This is a genomic window from Pseudomonas sp. NBRC 111140 (assembly GCF_001320885.1).
Lineage (GTDB): Bacteria > Pseudomonadota > Gammaproteobacteria > Pseudomonadales > Pseudomonadaceae > Aquipseudomonas > Aquipseudomonas putida_P.
Window position 1 is genome coordinate 1 of the sequence record NZ_BCBQ01000107.1, and the last position, 18,193, is coordinate 18,193.

At 63.5% G+C, this 18,193-nt stretch carries 16 protein-coding genes and 1 pseudogene; 2 read left to right on the plus strand and 15 right to left on the minus strand.

The window, feature by feature from the left end:
* Positions 1–2,709, minus strand: a pseudogene (locus tag APH42_RS25010) (hypothetical protein); the annotation flags it as partial.
* A gap of 177 nt (positions 2,710–2,886) precedes the next feature.
* On the opposite strand from APH42_RS25010, the gene APH42_RS25015 reads away from it, so the two are divergent.
* Together APH42_RS25015 and APH42_RS25020 are read left to right on the plus strand one after the other, a co-directional pair.
* Complete coding sequence (locus APH42_RS25015) at positions 2,887–3,306, plus strand: phasin family protein (RefSeq protein ID WP_012274565.1); 420 nt, start codon at positions 2,887–2,889, stop codon at positions 3,304–3,306.
* A gap of 10 nt (positions 3,307–3,316) precedes the next feature.
* Positions 3,317–4,093, plus strand: coding sequence for a phasin family protein (locus tag APH42_RS25020; protein ID WP_060494471.1), 777 nt, complete (start codon positions 3,317–3,319; stop codon positions 4,091–4,093).
* 121 nt (positions 4,094–4,214) lie between these two features.
* Here APH42_RS25020 and APH42_RS25025 read toward each other — a convergent pair whose 3' ends face one another.
* The 14 genes from APH42_RS25025 to gshB form a co-directional block, all read right to left on the minus strand.
* A complete protein-coding gene (locus APH42_RS25025) occupies positions 4,215–4,829 on the minus strand; it encodes a TetR/AcrR family transcriptional regulator (RefSeq protein ID WP_012274563.1) in 615 nt (204 codons plus the stop codon).
* 13 nt (positions 4,830–4,842) lie between these two features.
* Positions 4,843–6,525, minus strand: coding sequence for a class II poly(R)-hydroxyalkanoic acid synthase (gene phaC, locus APH42_RS25030; protein WP_060494472.1), 1,683 nt, complete (start codon positions 6,523–6,525; stop codon positions 4,843–4,845).
* Positions 6,526–6,577: 52 nt separating this feature from the next.
* Positions 6,578–7,429: a poly(3-hydroxyalkanoate) depolymerase gene (gene phaZ, locus APH42_RS25035; RefSeq protein WP_012274561.1), complete on the minus strand. Its 852-nt coding sequence runs from the start codon at positions 7,427–7,429 to the stop codon at positions 6,578–6,580.
* A gap of 62 nt (positions 7,430–7,491) precedes the next feature.
* Positions 7,492–9,171 carry a class II poly(R)-hydroxyalkanoic acid synthase gene (phaC, locus tag APH42_RS25040; RefSeq protein ID WP_060494473.1) on the minus strand — a complete coding sequence of 560 codons (1,680 nt, stop codon included), beginning with the start codon at positions 9,169–9,171 and terminating at the stop codon, positions 7,492–7,494.
* A 268-nt stretch (positions 9,172–9,439) separates the two neighbouring features.
* Entirely contained in the window at positions 9,440–9,817 is a 378-nt protein-coding gene (locus tag APH42_RS25045) for a gamma-butyrobetaine hydroxylase-like domain-containing protein (protein ID WP_012274559.1), read from the minus strand.
* Between the two features lie 88 nt (positions 9,818–9,905).
* Entirely contained in the window at positions 9,906–11,249 is a 1,344-nt protein-coding gene (hslU, locus tag APH42_RS25050) for an ATP-dependent protease ATPase subunit HslU (protein WP_012274558.1), read from the minus strand.
* Between the two features lie 76 nt (positions 11,250–11,325).
* Positions 11,326–11,856, minus strand: a complete 531-nt coding sequence (hslV, locus tag APH42_RS25055) for an ATP-dependent protease subunit HslV (protein ID WP_003249309.1) — start codon at positions 11,854–11,856, stop codon at positions 11,326–11,328.
* A gap of 257 nt (positions 11,857–12,113) precedes the next feature.
* A complete protein-coding gene (locus APH42_RS25060; RefSeq protein ID WP_012274557.1) occupies positions 12,114–13,385 on the minus strand; it encodes a dihydroorotase in 1,272 nt (423 codons plus the stop codon).
* Positions 13,382–14,386 (minus strand): aspartate carbamoyltransferase catalytic subunit, encoded by a 1,005-nt coding sequence (locus APH42_RS25065; RefSeq protein WP_008099987.1) that lies wholly within the window; start codon positions 14,384–14,386, stop codon positions 13,382–13,384. The genes APH42_RS25060 and APH42_RS25065 overlap by 4 nt, the downstream gene beginning before the upstream one ends.
* A 12-nt stretch (positions 14,387–14,398) precedes the next feature.
* Positions 14,399–14,917: a bifunctional pyr operon transcriptional regulator/uracil phosphoribosyltransferase PyrR gene (gene pyrR / locus APH42_RS25070; protein WP_012274556.1), complete on the minus strand. Its 519-nt coding sequence runs from the start codon at positions 14,915–14,917 to the stop codon at positions 14,399–14,401.
* Positions 14,918–14,966: 49 nt separating this feature from the next.
* A complete protein-coding gene (ruvX, locus tag APH42_RS25075) occupies positions 14,967–15,392 on the minus strand; it encodes a Holliday junction resolvase RuvX (protein ID WP_003249316.1) in 426 nt (141 codons plus the stop codon).
* Entirely contained in the window at positions 15,392–15,961 is a 570-nt protein-coding gene (locus APH42_RS25080; RefSeq protein ID WP_012274555.1) for a YqgE/AlgH family protein, read from the minus strand. The genes ruvX and APH42_RS25080 overlap by 1 nt, the downstream gene beginning before the upstream one ends.
* 166 nt (positions 15,962–16,127) lie before the next feature.
* On the minus strand, positions 16,128–17,033 hold the full coding sequence (locus APH42_RS25085) for an energy transducer TonB (RefSeq protein WP_060494474.1): 906 nt from the start codon (positions 17,031–17,033) through the stop codon (positions 16,128–16,130).
* A gap of 91 nt (positions 17,034–17,124) precedes the next feature.
* The gene (gshB, locus tag APH42_RS25090) at positions 17,125–18,078 is read right to left on the minus strand and encodes a glutathione synthase (protein WP_060494475.1); all 954 of its coding nucleotides are present in this window, start codon (positions 18,076–18,078) and stop codon (positions 17,125–17,127) included.
* Positions 18,079–18,193: the final 115 nt, after the last annotated feature.

The following is an 18,193-nucleotide window of genomic DNA, read 5'->3' on the forward strand; positions in this document are numbered from 1 at the left end:
AGGGGTTGCACCCCATGACTGCGACCATTCGCTGTGACTGACCTGCGGTCCGATGATGCGTACGCCGCTCCAACTTTCTTCGACCTCGTAGGCGACATCCTGCAATTTCACGTAGTAGCGGTCGTCAACCTTGTACAGGCCCCGCAGACGGCCGCTGGCCAGCGCAGTCTGCTCGTTAAGGCTGATCTTGGCGCGTAAGGTGGCGAGCGCCGCACGGGCTTCGCGGGGCAGGTTGCCGAGCCGTTGGTCGTGGCCCCATTGGCTGATGTGGATTGGTGCGGGCCGGGACTGCTCGGCAGGAGCCTGCCAGGTTTCCTGTTCGGACGGCTGCTGTGCAATTGCGCTGCGAGCACGGCGCGGTTCGGGCTGAAGCGGCAGTTCAGCTTCGTGCTCGGCAGTACCGGGCCCGTGGGCCAGCAGCATGGCCAGGTTCAGCAGGATGTCGGCACCGGCGAGCAACTTTTCTTCGTCGCTACCCTGGGTCAAGGCTGTCAGGTCATCCTTGATGGCGAGCAGGGCTTCCACCAGCCAAGCCAGCAGACCTGCCGGCCCACGCAGCAGTGGCGTGACCGTGTTGAACGCCAGCCATGCGAGCCGCACGACCAAAGCCCAGCGTTGCTGGGCATTGGAGAGGCTCTGCCGTGAGGCCAGTAGCAGGAGAACGCTCGCCCTGGCCTGGTACATCGAACTGTCCACATCGCCTGACCATGGCGTGAAAGCCAATGTGGCAGGTGCTCGCAAGCGCTCGAGGGCATCAGCGGCCAGCCCAGGGCCAGGTCCCAACAGGTGGGCCAGTTCAGCGAGACCAGCATGCAAGTGTGGGTGGGTGAAACCATCATTGGCATAAATGGGGCGGGCATCGTCATCCAGCCAGTCAAGGACTTCTTGCTGCAGGGTGTGTTCGGTCCGAATGCTCGTCATCAATTGGCTGCGGCTGTCGAACTGCCTGATGGCCTGCCTGGCAAACAAGGGCCGGTAGAGTATCCAGGCCCCAGTTGCGGGTACTTCGATGACGAACATGCCATGCACCAGGTTGGTCTTTGGGCCACCCGGCACGCTGCACAATGACAGTGGCCCCATCTTCAGCGATGTACTGGCATGGGCTTCACGGCGGCAAAAATCCGCAACGGCCTGCCAAGTGCGCTCGTTCAACTGCCCCGTGATCTTGGCCTGTAGCGCGCTAAGCAGTAGCGCAACACGCCATTCTTCAGCAAAGCGCTGGCGACGTTCGTCGTTCTCAGAACCCGTCTGCAACTGGTCGTGGACATACTTCGGGTACTGGCCTCCGACATCCACGGCAGTGATCAGTGCATCGACATAATCAAGGTCCATCCAACTGCCGGGCGGCTGTTGCCCGGCCAGTTGAACCGCCGAAGCCACCTGGTCGCTACCCAATGGCAAACGTGAGATGGCCAGCTCGGTCAGGCTGATGGTTTTCAGGTACTCAAGCTTCGCGGGCCCCACGGAGGACACCTGCACGACTTGTGAAATCGTGATCTGCACCTGGTCAGGGTCGCAAAGCGGCTGGTTCGGGTAGTCATGACGCATTTGCTCGCGCAGGCGGCGAGCCGTGTAGTGCTGCAAGTCTTCGATCCCGTCCAGGGAGGTTTCACCGCGTGCCAGCATGTGCCCTGCCGTTAGCTCCAGCAGTGCCATGTGGTATTGGAAGCGGTCAGTTGCCGTGGCCTTTTCAAGCCAGTCAGGCAGCGTGATCGAGGGTGCCGACCGTTCGATACGAAAGCTCGCCGGGAATATCGATGAGGGGTCGCTCAGCTTGCTGAATACGCGCTCCAGATCAACAACCTGCTCGATAGTGCCAAGCTGCACCCGGTCAATCTTTTGCAGCAGGCCGTTGAGCAATTGCCGGGCCTGATAGGCGAACGGGTCTTCGGTCAATGCCACGCAGGCCCAGGTCATCGTATCGAACGCATGGTGCTCGGAAAGCTCGTCGCGCAGGGCGGCGGCGAACGCGCTGAGCCCGTTGAAACCGCGCACGGTACCGGAGGGGCTGCACCACAGAACCAGATCGCGTGCATCTTTTTTGCCCGTGATGAGCAGGTCCGGCAACACCTCATGGGCCACGTTGCCTGGGTTGCCGAGCGAAACCTGCAAAGCCTGTACGTCTACCGTTGTATGGGATCGAGCGAGCAGGGTGTACAGCAAGGCCTTCTGATCACTGTCCAGGCCTTGGTGCTCAAGCGTGGCGAGCAGTGCGGCCTTGAGTACCTGTTGCATCCACTGAAGGCGGGTTACGTCCGAGTCACCGTCGCGGCCGTTCCAGTAACTGATCTGTGCCTGCTGAAATGTCTCGCAAAGGGTTGCCAGCACATCGTCGTAGTCAGTGTTCAGGTCGGCCATGCGAATATCGATGGCCGGCGCGACATGCTGGGGGCGAAAGACGGTTGGTGGGCTCAGGCTGAGCTGATCCGTGGGTTCGAGCGCCATGGGCTGGCCGCTGAGAAAATGTTCGAGCAGTGTGTCCACCAAGTTGCTTGGCTGTGCAGGTAGCTCTTCATCCAGGCTATGCAGGATGCTGAAGCCCGCTATGGAGCGCAGCTCTGGGTGGTTTTCGCGGGTCCATGGGTAGCGTGCCACGAGTGCGTCGTAACCCGCGCTGGCTACGACTTCGCGCAGGCTGGGGCGGTTGGCGAACTGCTGCGCTACCTGTTGCTTGAATGATAGGTATGCCAGGGGCAGTGATTGGGGCATGGTTTGTGGCTCCGGTCAAAGGGAGCCGAATGCTGAAACGCCAACCTGAAGCAGTGGCGGTAGATAAGTCAGCGTGGCGATCTTAGGGTGAAGATTCTAATTACAGCCTCTACCTTATGCTCAAGCCCAGCCTCCATGGGCGGTTCCTCCTCCACTCATGAGCATGAGGTACAGAGCATGGCCAAAGTGACTGTGAAGAAAAAGGACGACGCCCTGGGTACGCTGGGCGAAGTGCGCGGCTACGCGCGCAAGATCTGGCTGGCTGGCATCGGCGCTTATGCGCGCGTGGGCCAGGAAGGCTCCGATTATTTCCAGGAGCTGGTCAAGGCCGGCGAAGGCGTCGAGAAGCGTGGCAAGAAACGTATCGACAAAGAGCTCGATGCTGCCAACAACCAGATCGATGAAGCCGCTGAAGAAGTCAGCCGCGTACGCGGCAAGGTAGAGATTCAACTCGACAAGATCGAAAAAGCTTTCGACGCACGGGTAGGGCGCGCCTTGAATCGCCTCGGCATTCCGTCTAAACATGACGTTGAGGCGTTGTCGATCAAGCTTGAACAGCTGCACGAACTGCTTGAACGCGTCGCGCACAAACCATAAGGAGAGCAGGATGGCTGGCAAGAAGAACACCGAAAAAGAAGGCAGCTCCTGGGTCGGCGGGATCGAGAAATACTCCCGCAAGATCTGGCTGGCGGGGCTGGGTATCTATTCGAAGATCGACCAGGACGGCCCGAAGCTGTTCGACACGCTGGTGAAAGATGGCGAGAAGGCCGAGAAGCAGGCGAAGAAGACGGCTGAAGAAGTAGCCGAATCCGCCAAATCATCGACCACTTCGCGCGTGTCTGGTGTGAAGGACCGTGCGCTGGGCAAGTGGAGCGAGCTCGAAGAGGCTTTCGACAAGCGTCTGAACAGCGCCATCTCACGCCTGGGCGTGCCGAGCCGCAACGAGATCAAGGCACTGCATCAGCAGGTGGATAGCCTGACCAAGCAGATCGAGAAACTGACCGGTGCTTCGGTTACGCCGATATCGTCGCGCACTGCCGCGGCCAAACCGGCTGCGAGCAAGGCAGCAACCAAGCCATTGGCCAAGGCCGCAGCGGCCAAGCCTGCGGCGGCAAAACCTGCAGCTAAAACTGCGGCGGCCAAACCTGCGGCCAAGCCAGCAGCCAAACCCGTGGCAGCCAAGCCTGCGGCGAAACCGGCAGCAGCCAAACCAGCGGCAGCGAAGAAACCCGCAGTGAAGAAGGCACCGGCCAAACCGGCAGCCGCGAAGCCTGCAGCTCCAGCGGCCAGCGCCGCACCGGCCGCGACCGCAGCACCGGCACCTGCCGCCGCCCCGGCAAGCAGCACGCCGTCGGCTCCGACTGGCACCGGTACCCTGATCTGATACTGCGTCGCCTTCTTCGCGGGCTTGCCCGCTCCCACAGGTACAGTGCCGATCAGCAGGTCAGCGCAGGCCCTGTGGGGGCGGGCATGCCCGCGAAGGCCTCTGCGCCGAAACAGCAGGTTTATCCTTCCAGATAGCGCACCGCCAATTGCTCTGCCGCCGCCCGTGCCTGCGCCTGCAGATGCGGCGCCACCAGCATCATCACCTGGTACACCACGATCCCCACATCCCCCTCGCGCCCCAGCACCCGCTGGTAATCCAGCGAAAACATCAGCGTCAATGTGATCTGCTCCACCAGTTGCCCCAGCGCCTGGGTCTCACTCTCTACCAGCCCCTGGCCCTTGAGGCTGGCCAACAGCGCCGCGAGTGTGCGTTTGAGCGCATTGATCAGGCCGCGCATGCCACGGGCCAGCTTGGGCAGGCGCCCGGTCAGGTTGGACAGGTCCTGGAACAGGAAGCGGTACTGTGACATGCGCTCGACGATCAAGTGCAGGAACAGCCAATAGTCCTCGGCATCCAGGCGCACATCCAGGGGAGGGTCGAGCAAGGGCATCAGCGCTTCCTCGAAACGCTCGAAAAGGCCCAATACCAAGGGTTCCTTGCCATGGAAGTGGTAATACAGGTTGCCTGGGCTGATGCCCATTTCGTTGGCAATTTCCAGGGTGGAGACGTTGGGTTCGCCCTGCTGGTTGAACAGCTGCAGGGCGCATTCCAGGATACGGTCGCGGGTTTTCATCCAGTCAGCATGCTCATCGGGTCAGCACATAGGTGCCTGGCGCGGGGCCTAGCGGTGGGTAAGTGGTATTGCCCAGCTCGCTGCGCGGCGCCTTGAGCGGGCCGGAGCGTGCAGTGATCCATTCCAGCCACAACGGCCACCAGCTGCCTTCGCTGCGTTTGGCGTCGTGGAACCAGGCGCGGGGGTCGCTGCTCAGCCTGGGGTTGGCCAGGTAGTAAGCCTTGGGGTTGCCGGGCGGGTTGATGATGCTCTGGATATGCCCGCTGTTGGCCAGCACGAAGCGCCGCTCGCCACCCAGCAGCAAGGCCGAGCGGTACACCGCGTCCCATGGGGTGATGTGGTCGTTGCTGCCGGCCACGGTAAAGCTGTCCAGGTTGACCTGCTGCAGGTCGATGGGCGTGCCGCACACTTCCAGCCCGGCCGGGTAGGTCAAGGGGTTGAGCTTGAAGAACTCCAGCAGGTCGCCATGCAGCGCGGCGGGCAGGCGCGTGCTGTCGGCGTTCCAGTACAGGATATCGAAAGCCGGCGGTGTCTTGCCGAGCAGGTAGTTGTTGACCCAGTAGTTCCAGATCAAGTCGTTGGGCCGCATCCAGGCAAAGATCCGTGCCACCTCGCCACCGTCCAGCACGCCGCGCTGATAGGAGCGGCGTTTGGCGGCTTCGATGGTCTGCTCATCGGCGAACAGGCTGGCTGGGCTTTCGAACTTGCTGTCCAGCAAGCTGACCAGGTAGGTGGCGCTGCGCACGCGACGCAACTGATTCTTGGCTTGCAGGTGGCCCTGCAGCGCAGCCATGGTCAGGCCACCGGCACAGGCGCCCATCAGGTTGGGGTCACGGTTGCCGCTGATGCTGCGGCAGGCATTCAGTGCTTCTTCCAGGGCCTGCACGTAACTGGAAAGGCCCCATTCGCGGTGGCGTGGGTCGGGGTTGCGCCAGCTGACCATGAACACCTGCAAGCCGTTCTTGAGCATGTACTGGACGAAGCTGTTGGTCGAGCTGAGGTCGAAGATGTAGAACTTGTTGATCTGTGGCGGCACCACCAACAGAGGGCGGGCGTGCTGCGTCTCGCTCAGCGGCTTGTACTGGATCAGCTCCAAAAGCTCATTGCGAAAAACCACGGCGCCAGGCGTCGCGGCGAGATTGCCGCCCACCTCGAACGCACGCTCGTCCACCTGGCGCGGCAGGCCATCGTTGTGGCGCAAGTCTTCGAGCAGGTGGGCTACGCCACGCACCAGGCTCTGACCGCCGGTGTTGAGCAGCTCCTTGATTGCCAGCGGGTTGAGCAGTGAGTTGCTGGGGGCCAGCGCATCGTTGATCAGGTTGAACAGGAAATGGGCGCGTGCTCGATCATCGTCGTTCAAGTGGCTTTCATCGATCCACTGGCGCGTCTGTTTCTGCCAGGCCAGATAGGCCTGCAGGCCACGGCGGTAGAACGGGTTCTGGCTCCAGGTCGGGTCACTGAAGCGCGCGTCACGTGGGTTTGGCTGGTAGGGCGTGTCCCCCAGCATCACCCGCCCCAGTTGCCCGCCAAGCGCCAGTAGATGGTGCGCGGTATGCAGCGGGTGGCGCAGGCCGTGGCGGCCGACGTTGCGCAACGTGGACAGCAGGTCGCGGCCGCGCAGGCCGAGGATGGCGTTCTGCACGTTCATGCGGGTGGCGGGGAGCGTTGTCGATCCTTTGCCCGGTTTGTCTTTCATGGCAACACTCCCTCGTTCTGGCCATGGCGCCGCCTCGCGGGCAAGCCCGCGCCTACACGCCCGAAGCCGGGCGAGGGTGCATGACTGCGCGCTGACGTTCTTGCTGCAGAAACTTCATGATGATGGGGGCGACGGCCTCGGCCCGGGTGATCAGGAACAAATGGCCGTCGTCGATAATGTGTAGCTGGGCATTGGGAATCCGCCAGGCCAGCAGGCGCATGTTGATCAGCGGGATCAGCGGGTCGTCGTCGCCGGCCAATACCAGGGTGGGCTGCTGGATCTTGTGCAGCCAGTGGATGCTGGTCCAGCCAAGCCCGGCGAACAGCTGCCAGTAGTAACCCAGCTTGCCGCCAGAGCGCACCTTGGCGGCATGGTGCATGGCCAGGTCCGGGTCGCGCCGGAAGCCGCCGCCATAGATCATCGGCGCAATGCGTATGACATGCGACGGCTGCACGTAGCGGCGGGGGCTGGCCATCATCCACAGCACCTTGGGCTTGCCTGGCACCATGACCGCGCCAGCAGCGGTGGCGGCCAGCACCAGCTTCTTGCAGCGCTCGGGGTAGTCGTGCGCGAACTGCTGGGCCAGGGCGCCGCCCCAGGACACGCCGATGACGTTGACCTGGCCGTAGTCGAGGTAGTCGAGCATCCGTGCCGTCAGCTTGGCCAGCCCAGGGAAGCGATACGGGTGGCGTGGGGTGGACGAGCCACCGACACCGGGCACGTCGAAAGCGATGACTTCCAGGTCCGGGTCCAATGCTTCGATGAACGGAAACACCAGCTCCAGGTTGGCGCCGATGCCGTTGAAGATCAGCAACGGCGTCAGGTGCGGCTTGCCCGGGCGGACGGCGGTGCGGATGGACTGGTCGTCCAGCTCGACGGTCCTGAAAATGTAGGGTTGCGGCATGCGCGTGACTCTTGGGTGAAGTAAACACCGTGGCGCCCCGCAGGTGGCCACGGCGCTGCTACTCAACGTTCGTGAACGTACGTGCCTGGGGAGGCCTCGCCGGCAGCGTAGGCACGGTTGCCCAGGCGGGTGGGCGCCTTTTTCAGCGCGCCGGCACGCTCGCCCAGCCAACTTTGCCAGTGCAACCACCAGGAGTCGGCATGCTTGGTGGCGTTTTCCTGCCAGGCCACTGGGTCGCCTGGGCGGTCGGCACCGGTCATGAAGCGTGCCTTGGGGTTGCCCGGCGGGTTGAGGATGCTCTGGATATGCCCGCTGTTGGACAGCACGAACTCGATCTTGCCGCCAAACAGGTGTGCCGAGCGGTAGCACGACTGCCAGGGGGTGATGTGGTCGTTGGTGCCGGCAAGGCTGTAGATGTCGCATTTGACCTGCTTCAGGTCGATTGCGGTGCCGCACACTTCCAGGGCTTCGGGGCGCGTCAGCGGGTTGCTCTTGAACATTTCGATCAGGTCGCCGTGGAAGGCGGCCGGCAGGCGCGTGGTGTCGTTGTTCCAGAACAGGATGTCGAACACCGGCGGTTCATTGCCGAGCAGGTAGTTGTTGACCCAGTAGTTCCAGATCAAGTCATTGGGGCGCATCCAGGCGAACACCTTGGCCATTTCGCTGCCTTCCAGCACGCCTGCCTGGTAGGAGTGGCGCTTGGCGGCCTCCAGGGTCTGCTCGTCGACGAACAATGCAACCTGGTTGTCCATGGTGGTGTCGAGCACGCTGACCAGCAGGGTCAGGGCGTTGACCTTGTTTTCGCCAATGGCGGCATAGTGGCCCACCAGTGCGGTGCAGGTGATGCCGCCAGAGCAGGCACCGAGCATGTTCAGGTCCTTGCTGCCGGTAATCGCCAGCACCGCGTCGACTGCTTCTTTGAGCGCATCGATGTAGGTGGACAGGCCCCACTCGCGCTGGGCCTTGGTCGGGTTGCGCCAGCTGATGATGAAGGTCTGCTGCTGCGAGCGCAGGCAGAAGCGTGCCAGGCTCTTTTCCGGGCTCAGGTCGAACACGTAGAACTTGTTGATCTGCGGCGGTACCACCAGCAGCGGGCGAGCGTGTACCTGCTCGGTGATGGGGCTGTACTGGATCAGTTCCAGCACATCGTTGCGGTACACCACCGCGCCTTCGCTGGTACCCAGGTTCTTGCCCACTTCGAAGGCATCCATGTTCACCTGGCTGGGCATACCGCCATTGTTGACCATGTCCTTGGCCAGGTTTGACAGGCCATCGAGCAGGCTCTTGCCGCCTGTTTCGAAGAAACGTTTGACCGCGGCCGGGTTGGACAGGGTATTGGTCGGCGCCATGGCCTCGGTCATCAGGTTGATGACGAACTGGCCGCGGCTGATGTCCTGGGGTGACAGGTCGCTGCTGCCGATCCAGTCCTGTAGTTCATTGCGCCAGGCCAGGTAGGTTTGCAGGTAGCGGCGGTACAGTGGGTTGTTGCTCCAGGCCGGGTCGTTGAAGCGACGGTCGTCGCCTTCCGGGGCCAGGTTGGACTTGCCCAGCAACACGTTCTTCAGCTCCAGGCCAAAGTGGGCCACATGCTTGGCGCTGTGCAGCGGTTGGCGCACGGCCTGGCGCAGCACAGTGCGTGCCGAGCTCAACAGGTCCTTGCGGCGAATGCCGATGACCGGGTTCAGCCCCAGGGTGTTTTCCGAGGCCTGCCGCTGCAGCTCATCGTTGTTCTTGTTACTCATCTACGACGCTCCGTTGTCCTGAGACGAGTACCGGTTGCCGTGGCGGGTGCACAGCGCTGAGCCCGGTACTGCTACTCGGGTGACCAGTGATAAGGAACAGCGGTGCTGCGGGGGTTCTGACGACCTGCAAAGTGATGCAGGGAACTTGCCACACCCATTGGTTACCCGACTTTCATGTAATGCGCAAGACAGCCCCTCACTGGGCTGTCTGCAAGCCATTCAAACAGATGAATTTAGAAAATGCGCTCTAAACCCCGCAGGCCTTGCGCTAGAGCATCAGTTTGACCACCGACTCGGCCGGGTCGCGGGATTTGCCGGCCTTGTGCAGCTCGTCGAGGTATTCCGCCCACAGCTGTTCCTGGCGCAGGCACAGCTGCTCGAGGTATTCCCAGGTGAACAGACCGCTGTCGTGGCCGTCGTCGAAGGTCAGTTTCAGTGCATATTGGCCGGCGGGTTCGAGGCCGACGAGGCCGACGTTGATCTTGCCGAACTGCAGAATGGGGTTGCCGTGGCCCTGGACTTCGGCGGAGGGGGAGTGCACGCGCAGGAATTCGGCGGGCAGTTGGTAGACCTCGCCGGGGGCGTAGGTGAGGCTGAGGGTTTTCGAGGCTTTGTGCAGGTTGATGGCAGTGGGCAGGCGGGCCATGGGCAGAATCTCTCGGGAGCTGATGAAGCACAGCTTCAGGAGATTTGGGGGAATGTGCAAGGGGGCCGCAAAGCGGCCCCCTGCGGTATTACAGGATGTAACGCGACAGGTCTTCGTTCTGCGCCAGCTCACCCAGGTGGCTGTTCACGTACGCCGCGTCGATCTGGATCGGCGCTTCGTCGTGGGTGCTGGCCAGGTCGCCCGCGCTGAACGACACCTCTTCGAGCAAACGCTCGAGCAGGGTGTGCAGGCGACGGGCACCGATGTTCTCGGTCTTCTCGTTGACCTGGTAGGCAATCTCGGCCAGGCGCTTGATGCCGTCAGCCTGGAACGCGATGTTCAGGCCTTCGGTCTTGAGCAATGCCTGGTACTGCTCGGTCAGCGACGCGTGCGGTTCTTGCAGGATGCGCTCGAAGTCTTCTGGGGTCAGCGCCTTCAGCTCCACACGAATTGGCAGGCGGCCTTGCAGTTCAGGCACCAGGTCGCTCGGTTTGCTCAGGTGGAACGCGCCCGAGGCAATGAACAGGATGTGGTCGGTCTTGACCATGCCCAGCTTGGTGTTGACGGTGCAGCCTTCGATCAGCGGCAGCAGGTCGCGCTGTACGCCTTCACGGGACACGTCGGCACCGCCAACGTTGCCACGCTTGGCCACTTTGTCGATTTCGTCGATGAACACGATACCGTGCTGCTCGACTGCTTCCAGGGCCTTGGCCTTGAGTTCTTCCTCATTGACCAGGCGGCTCGCTTCTTCATCGCGAACCATCTTAAGCGCTTCTTTCACCTTCAGCTTGCGCGCTTTGCGCTTGCCCTTGCCCATGTTGGCGAACAGGCTCTGCAACTGGTTGGTCATTTCTTCCATGCCGGGCGGTGCAGCAATTTCCACGCCTACGGCATCGGCCACTTCGATCTCGATTTCCTTGTCGTCCAACTGGCCTTCGCGCAGGCGCTTGCGGAACAGTTGGCGCGTGTTGGAGTCGCTGCTGGTCTGTGCGGCTTCCTCGCTGAAGCTGGTGACGCGCGCTTGTGGCAGCAGGGCATCGAGAATGCGGTCTTCGGCGGCATCTTCGGCGCGGTGGCGCACGCGGATGATTTCTTGCTCGCGCAGCATTTTCAGCGCGGCATCGGCCAGGTCACGGATGATCGACTCGACGTCGCGGCCCACATAGCCCACCTCGGTGAACTTGGTGGCTTCGACCTTGAGGAACGGCGCGTTGGCCAACTTGGCCAGGCGGCGGGCGATTTCGGTCTTGCCGACGCCGGTAGGGCCGATCATCAGGATGTTCTTCGGAGTGACTTCGGCACGCAGCTCGGCAGGGAGCTGCATGCGCCGCCAGCGGTTGCGCAGGGCAATGGCCACGGCGCGCTTGGCGTCGTCCTGGCCGATGATGTGGCGGTTGAGTTCGTGGACGATCTCGCGGGGGGTCATGGACATGATCAATAGGGTCCTTGGGCAGATGAGTCAGCGTGGAAAAACCCCTTCACCGGGAAGGGGCGCCAGAACAGCTGAATCAGTCGGCCAGGTCCTGCTCCTCGATGGTCAGGTTATGGTTGGTGAACACGCAGATGTCGCCGGCGATGTTCAGGGCGGTTTCGGCGATTTCGCGTGCCGAGAGGTCAGTCTTGTTCAGCAGGGCGCGGGCGGCGGCCTGGGCATAGGCGCCGCCGGAACCCATGGCGATCAGGCCATCTTCGGGCTCGACCACGTCACCGTTGCCGGTGATGATCAGGGAGGCGTCCTTGTTAGCCACGGCCAGCATGGCTTCCAGGCGGCTCAGGGAGCGGTCTGTACGCCATTCCTTGGCCAGCTCGACGGCGGCGCGGACCAGGTGGCCCTGGTGTTTTTCCAGCTGGCCTTCAAAGCGTTCGAACAGGGTGAAGGCGTCGGCGGTAGCACCGGCGAAGCCCGCAATGACCTGGCCGTGGTACAGGCGGCGCACCTTTTTGGCGTTGCCTTTCATCACGGTGTTGCCGAGGGATACCTGGCCGTCGCCGCCCATGACGACTTTGCCGTTACGGCGGACAGAAACGATGGTGGTCAAGGGGAGAGTCTCCACGCAGCGGGGCGAAAGTGCCTGATGCAGACTCATATGGGGGTGGGGGGAAGGATTTCAACCGTGGGGGATGAATGGTTGGTCCGGTCTTCGAACCGGGCACGGTCGATGTAGGAGCGGCCTTGTGTCGCGAAAGGGCCGCAAAGCGGCCCCAGCGATTCATGCGTGATGCAGAGACCCTGGGGCCGCTGCGCGGCCCGTTCGCGACACAAGGCCGCTCCTACACAAAGCAAGTTCGCGCTTTGTCAGGCCTCGTGGCAGACGTGCCCATCGACCAAGGTATAGCGCACCGCACCCGGCAGGCAGTGGCCGATGAACGGGCAGTTCTCGCCGCGCGAGAACCACTGCTCGCCGGCAACGGTGGAGGCTTGCGGGTCGAACAGCACCAGGTCGGCCGCCCCACCCACTTTCAGCTCGCCGGCTGGCAAGCGCAAGGCGGCAGCGGGGCCGCTGCTCAGGCGGGCGAGCAAGGTTGGCAGGTCGAGCAGGCCATCCTGCACCAAGGTCATGGCCAGCGGCAGCAGCAACTCGACGCTGCTGATACCCGGCTCGGTGGCGCCGAACGGGGCCAGCTTGGCGTCGCGCTCATGCGGCTGGTGGTGGCTGGAAATCGCCTGAATCACCCCCGACTTCACTGCCTCGCGCAGGCCGTCACGGTCGGCTGCGGTGCGCAGCGGCGGCTGCACGTGGTACAGGCTGGAGAATTCGCGCAGCGACTCGTCGGTGAGGATCAGCTGGTACAGCGCCACATCGGCGGTCACCGGCAGGCCCAGGGCTTGGGCTTGGGCGATCAGCCGCGCGCCACGGGCGCTGGTGATCTGGCTGAAGTGCGCACGCACACCACTCTGCTCCACCAGCAACAGGTTGCGCGCCAGGGCCACGGTTTCGGCGCTTTCCGGGATGCCCGGCAGGCCAAGGAAGCTGGCCATGGCACCTTCGTGGGCCAGGCCGCCCTGTGCCAGGTCGCGGTCCTGGGAGTGGAACACCACCGTCAGATCGAAGGTGGCCGCGTACTCCAGGGCACGAGCCAGGGTACGGTTGTTGGGGATTTCCTTCAGGCCGTTGCCGAATGCCACGCAGCCGGTGTCACGCAGGGCCACCAGCTCGGCCAGTTGCTCGCCCTCCAGGCCTTTGGTTAGGGCGCCGATCGGGTAGACCTTGCTGTTGGCCGCTTCGCGGGCACGGTCTAGGATCAGCTCGGCCACCGCCGAGGTGTCCAGCACCGGCTTGGTCTGCGGCGGGCAGCACAGGCTGGTAACGCCGCCGGCCACGGCCGCGCGGGTTTCACTGGCGATGTTGCCTTTGCGGCTGTAACCCGGCTCGCGCAGGGAAACGCCAAGGTCGACCAGGCCGGGCGCGGCGACCAGGCCATCGGCCTGGATCGTGCGGCTGGCGCTGAAACCGGCCGGGGCGGCGCCGATGGCGGCAATGCGGCCGCCCTCCAGGTGCAGGTCGGTGACTTGGTCCAGGCCGCTGTTGGGGTCGATGACCCGGGCGCCGAGAATACTGATGGTCACTGGGCGTTCTCCTGGTCGAATTGACGTTGCGCGTTCTGCCCGCTCATGGCCATGGACAACACGGCCATGCGCACGGCGATGCCGTAGGTGACCTGGTTGAGGATCACCGAGTGCTTGCCGTCGGCCACTGCAGACTCGATTTCGACACCACGGTTGATCGGGCCTGGGTGCATGACGATGGCGTCGGGCTTGGCCCCGGCCAGGCGTGCGGTGGTCAGGCCGAACAGGCGGTAGAACTCGCCTTCGCTGGGTAGCAGGCCACCGGCCATGCGCTCACGCTGCAGACGCAGCATGATCACCACGTCGACGTCTTTCAGGCCTTCGGCGAGGTCGGTGTAGACCTTTACGCCGTACTGCTCGATACCGATCGGGATCAGGGTTTTCGGGCCGATCACGCGAATGTCCGGGCAACCCAGCGCTTTGAGCGCGAGCATGTCGGAGCGGGCCACGCGCGAATGCAGGATGTCTCCGACGATGGCCACCGACAGGTTTTCGAAGCTGCCCTTGTGGCGGCGGATGGTGAGCATGTCGAGCATGCCCTGGGTCGGGTGCGCGTGGCGGCCGTCACCGCCGTTGATCACGGCAACGTCCGGGCACACATGTTCGGCGATGAAGTGCGCGGCGCCCGAGTCGGAGTGGCGCACGACGAACATGTCGGCCGCCATGGCCTCGAGGTTGCGCAGGGTGTCGAACAGCGTTTCGCCCTTGCTGGTCGAGGAGGTCGACACGTTCAGGCTGATCACGTCGGCCGACAGGCGCTGGGCCGCCAATTCGAAGGTGGTACGGGTACGGGTCGAGTTCTCGAAGAACACGTTGCATACGGTCTTGCCGCGCAGCAGCGGGACTTTTTTCACGGCCCGGGCACCGACTTCCAGGAAGGAGTCGGCGGTGTCGAGAATCTCGGTGAGCAGTTCGCGGGGCAAACCGTCGAGCGAGAGGAAGTGGCGCAGCTGGCCCTGATCATTGAGCTGCAGCGGGCGCTTGGCGTCGATTGGCGTCATCGCGGGGGACTCTTAAAGGGCGGAAGCGGAGGCGAGGTCCTGGCGCTCGAGGGCGAGCGGTGCGGGTCCGGTCAATTTTACCCGTTCATGGGCCGCCAGCGACAGGGTGGCGCCAAGCACGTTCGGACGGATTGGCAGTTCGCCGGCATCCAGGTCCAGCAGGCAGACCAGGGTAACGCTGGCCGGGCGGCCATAATCGAACAGCTCGTTGAGCGCAGCGCGAATGGTGCGGCCGCTCATCAGTACGTCATCCACCAGCACCAGGTGTTGGCCTTCGACTTCGAACGGCAGCTCGGACGGACGCACTTGCGGGTGCAGGCCGTTCTGGCTGAAGTCATCGCGGTAGAACGAAACGTCCAGGGTGCCCATGGGGCTGGTGTCGCCCATGGCTTCCTGCAGGGCCTGGGCAACCCAGACACCGCCGGTGCGGATACCGATATAGCGCGGCTCGCTGATGTGACGGCGGGCCAGGTGGGCGCGAAGGTCGACAGCCATCTGCCGGATCAGCTCGGCGGGATTGGGTAGGCTCATTGCGGGCTCCTCGGAAGGGTGCGCCGGGTGGGCCCGGCGGCAAAGATGATCAGGTGTTGGCCTCCAGCCAGCCTTGCAGCAACAAGGCAGCGGCGATGGCATCGACCGGGTTGTCGCGGTAGCTGCCGCGCTGACCGCCACGGGCCATGCGTTCGCCTTTGGCCTCGAAGGTGGTCAGGCGCTCGTCGTGGGTGTGCACGGGCAGGTTGAAGCGGCCGTTCAGGCGGCGGGCGAACTTTTCGGCGCGGGCGCTCATTTCGCTGGGCGTACCGTCCATGTTCAGTGGCAGGCCGACGACAATGGCGTCCGGCTTCCATTCGGCGATCAGCTTTTCCACCTGGGCCCAGTCCGGCACGCCGTTCTGTGCCTTCAGGGTGCACAGTTCGCGGGCCTGGCCGGTTATCACCTGGCCGACGGCCACACCGATCTGTTTGCTGCCGTAGTCGAAGCCCAGCAGTAGGCGTAGCTCGGCCATCAGGCGTGGCCCGCCTGGCTGGTCAGCAGGTGCAGGTTGATCCCCAGGCTGGCGGCTGCAGCTTCCAGGCGCAGGTCGTTGGCCATGCCGAAGATGATTTCCGGGTCGAACGGGCAGTTCAGCCAGGCATTGTCGGCCAGCTCGGCCTCCAGTTGGCCCGCTTCCCAGCCGGCATAACCCAGGGTGATCAGGCTCTGTTTCGGGCCTACCCCTGCGGCAATCGCAAGCAACACATCCTGCGATGTGGTCAGCGATAGGCCTTCCAGGGCCACTGTGGCCTGGAAGCTGCACTCGCTGCTGTGCAGCACGAAGCCGCGGTCGGTCTGCACCGGGCCGCCCTGGTAGATCGGCACCTGCGAGGTGCTGGCCGGCGGCATTTCGTCCGGGCGCAGCTGCTCGAGGATGTCGGCCAGGCTCAGTTCCTGCGGCCGGTTGACCACCAGGCCCATGGCGCCATGCTCATTGTGCTCGACGATGTAGGTGAGGGTCTGGGCGAAGTTCGGATCGGCCATGTGCGGCATGGCGATCAGAAACTGATGCTTGAGGTAGCTGGGGGCTAGGGTTTTCATGGGGGATAGTGTGGCGCCAGGTGGCGAGGCTGACAAGGTGCGGATTTGTGTCGTTTGGTTGGTGTCTGTCTTGAGGTTTTTGGTGTCTTTGAGATCGAGCGCCGCCCGCGCGGCGCTCGATATCCGCGCCACCGCATCTCGCAAGCCCTACGCCCAAGGCCAATACTCAATTACTGGACAAACGGTCCCCACGGGCAAACCGCCATGTCCGAATAATCTCCAACCGGTCAAACTCAGCCAAATCCCCAGTAAACGGTGCAAACGGCGCCGCCAGCCTTACGATGCGCTGTGCCGCCTGGTCCAGCACCGGTTGCCCGGACGACTCCAGCACCAGCACCTCGTACAGCGAGCCATCACGGTTGATCGACACCATCATGCGCAAGTTGCCGTAAATCTGCTGCCGGCGCGCTTCGTCGGGGTAGTTCAGGTTGCCCACCCGCTCGACCTTCTTGCGCCACTCTTCCTTGTACCAGGCGCCCTTGTCGCGCATGGTCGAGGCGGCGTTCAGGCGGTGAATGCGCGGGCGTTTGGCGTACATCTGCTGTTCGTTGGAAAGCTCCGCCTCCAGGCTGGCGATCTGGCTGGACAGCTGCGAGCTGTCGAAGTCTGGCGCAGGCGCGGCCGGTTTGGGCTGCACCTTGCTTTCCTTGGGCTTGGGTTCGACCTTTTGCGGCTTGGGCGCGGTCGTCACTACCGCCGACTTCTGCGGGGTAGGCGGGGGTACCACTTCGGGCCTGGCGGCGGGTGGTGGGGTGATCTTGTTGATCTTGCTGTCCTGGAACGGGGCCAGTTCGGTGGTCGTGGGGACCGCCTTCTTGTCCAGGGTGCCGCTGCCCTGCTGGTTGTCCTGGGCCTGGAAATCGGCCTTCTCGGGCGCTTTCTCGCTTTTGAAGGTGGCCAGGGTGATGTCCATGGTGTGGCGAATTTCGGCAGGCTTGACCACGGTGAAGCCGACGCCAAGAATCAGCGCCAGGTGCACCAGGGCAGCCAGAAACAGGGTGAAGCCGAGCCGGTCCACCGGGCGAACACGGGGAGGCAGCAGGTCGGCAGGGATGTCAGCGGGCAGCGTCATCAGGTATCCAGCAACCGCAGGGCGGGGCAGTAGCTCAGTCGAATAGGACCGGCATCATACCCCACTCTAGGGTCTAGCTTCGCGTTGGCTGTCAGCGCGCCTTGAGCTTGCGATCAATGGCATCCATCAACTTGCCACCGATATCGGTGTTGTAGGCGGCATCGATCTCGCGAATGCAGGTGGGGCTGGTGACGTTGATTTCGGTGAGGAAGTCGCCGATCACGTCCAGGCCCACGAACAGCAGGCCCTTCTCGCGCAGGGTCGGCCCGACCTGGGCGGCGATCCAGCGGTCGCGCTCGGTCAGCGGGCGGGCCTCGCCCCGGCCGCCAGCGGCCAGGTTGCCACGGGTCTCGCCACTGGCAGGGATACGCGCCAGGCAATAGTCCACCGGCTCGCCATCGATCATCAGGATGCGCTTGTCGCCGTCCTTGATCGCCGGCAGGTAGGCCTGGGCCATGATCTGCTGGGTACCCAGCGCTGTCAGGGTTTCCAGGATCACCGACAGGTTGGGGTCGCCAGCGCGGTGTCGGAAGATCGACGTACCGCCCATGCCATCCAGTGGTTTGAGGATCACGTCAGCATGCTTGGCGGCGAATTCGCGAATGATGTCCGGGCGGCGGCTGACCAGGGTCGGCGTGGTGCACTGCGGAAACAGCGTGGCGAACATCTTCTCGTTGCAGTCGCGCAGGCTCTGCGGGCGGTTGACCACCAGCACGCCATCATTCTCGGCCTGTTCCAGCAGGTAGGTGCTGTAGACGAACTCCATGTCGAACGGCGGGTCTTTGCGCATCAGGATCACGTCCAGCTCGGCCAGCGGGCTGTCCTGCTCCTCGCCCAGCTCGAACCAGCGTGCCGGGTCGGCGAACACCTTCAGCGGGCGCATGCGTGCACGGGCCTTGCTTTCGCCCTGGTACAGGTCTTGCTGTTCCATGTAGAACAGGCTCCAGCCGCGTGCCTGGGCGGCCAGCAGCATGGCCAGCGAACTGTCCTTCTTGTAGGAGATGGACGCGATGGGGTCCATGACAATGCCGAGGCGAACGCTCATGGGGTGGTTCCTCTTGGCGGCGCTTGGCCGCGATGGCTCGAAAGAAAAGTGGCTCAGGGTGGCGCCGCGAGCGCCGCCGGTCAAGGGGCGGCGCAGATGGAATGGCCTTCCGGAG

Coding starts and splice junctions, on each gene's coding strand:
- APH42_RS25015 (WP_012274565.1), top strand. CDS start 2,887: ATGGCCAAAGTGACTGTGAAGAAAAAGGACGACGCCCTGGGTACGCTG.
- APH42_RS25020 (WP_060494471.1), top strand. CDS start 3,317: ATGGCTGGCAAGAAGAACACCGAAAAAGAAGGCAGCTCCTGGGTCGGC.
- APH42_RS25025 (WP_012274563.1), bottom strand. CDS start 4,829: ATGAAAACCCGCGACCGTATCCTGGAATGCGCCCTGCAGCTGTTCAAC.
- phaC (WP_060494472.1), bottom strand. CDS start 6,525: ATGAAAGACAAACCGGGCAAAGGATCGACAACGCTCCCCGCCACCCGC.
- phaZ (WP_012274561.1), bottom strand. CDS start 7,429: ATGCCGCAACCCTACATTTTCAGGACCGTCGAGCTGGACGACCAGTCC.
- phaC (WP_060494473.1), bottom strand. CDS start 9,171: ATGAGTAACAAGAACAACGATGAGCTGCAGCGGCAGGCCTCGGAAAAC.
- APH42_RS25045 (WP_012274559.1), bottom strand. CDS start 9,817: ATGGCCCGCCTGCCCACTGCCATCAACCTGCACAAAGCCTCGAAAACC.
- hslU (WP_012274558.1), bottom strand. CDS start 11,249: ATGTCCATGACCCCCCGCGAGATCGTCCACGAACTCAACCGCCACATC.
- APH42_RS25065 (WP_008099987.1), bottom strand. CDS start 14,386: ATGACGCCAATCGACGCCAAGCGCCCGCTGCAGCTCAATGATCAGGGC.
- pyrR (WP_012274556.1), bottom strand. CDS start 14,917: ATGAGCCTACCCAATCCCGCCGAGCTGATCCGGCAGATGGCTGTCGAC.
- ruvX (WP_003249316.1), bottom strand. CDS start 15,392: ATGGCCGAGCTACGCCTACTGCTGGGCTTCGACTACGGCAGCAAACAG.
- APH42_RS25080 (WP_012274555.1), bottom strand. CDS start 15,961: ATGAAAACCCTAGCCCCCAGCTACCTCAAGCATCAGTTTCTGATCGCC.
- APH42_RS25085 (WP_060494474.1), bottom strand. CDS start 17,033: ATGACGCTGCCCGCTGACATCCCTGCCGACCTGCTGCCTCCCCGTGTT.
- gshB (WP_060494475.1), bottom strand. CDS start 18,078: ATGAGCGTTCGCCTCGGCATTGTCATGGACCCCATCGCGTCCATCTCC.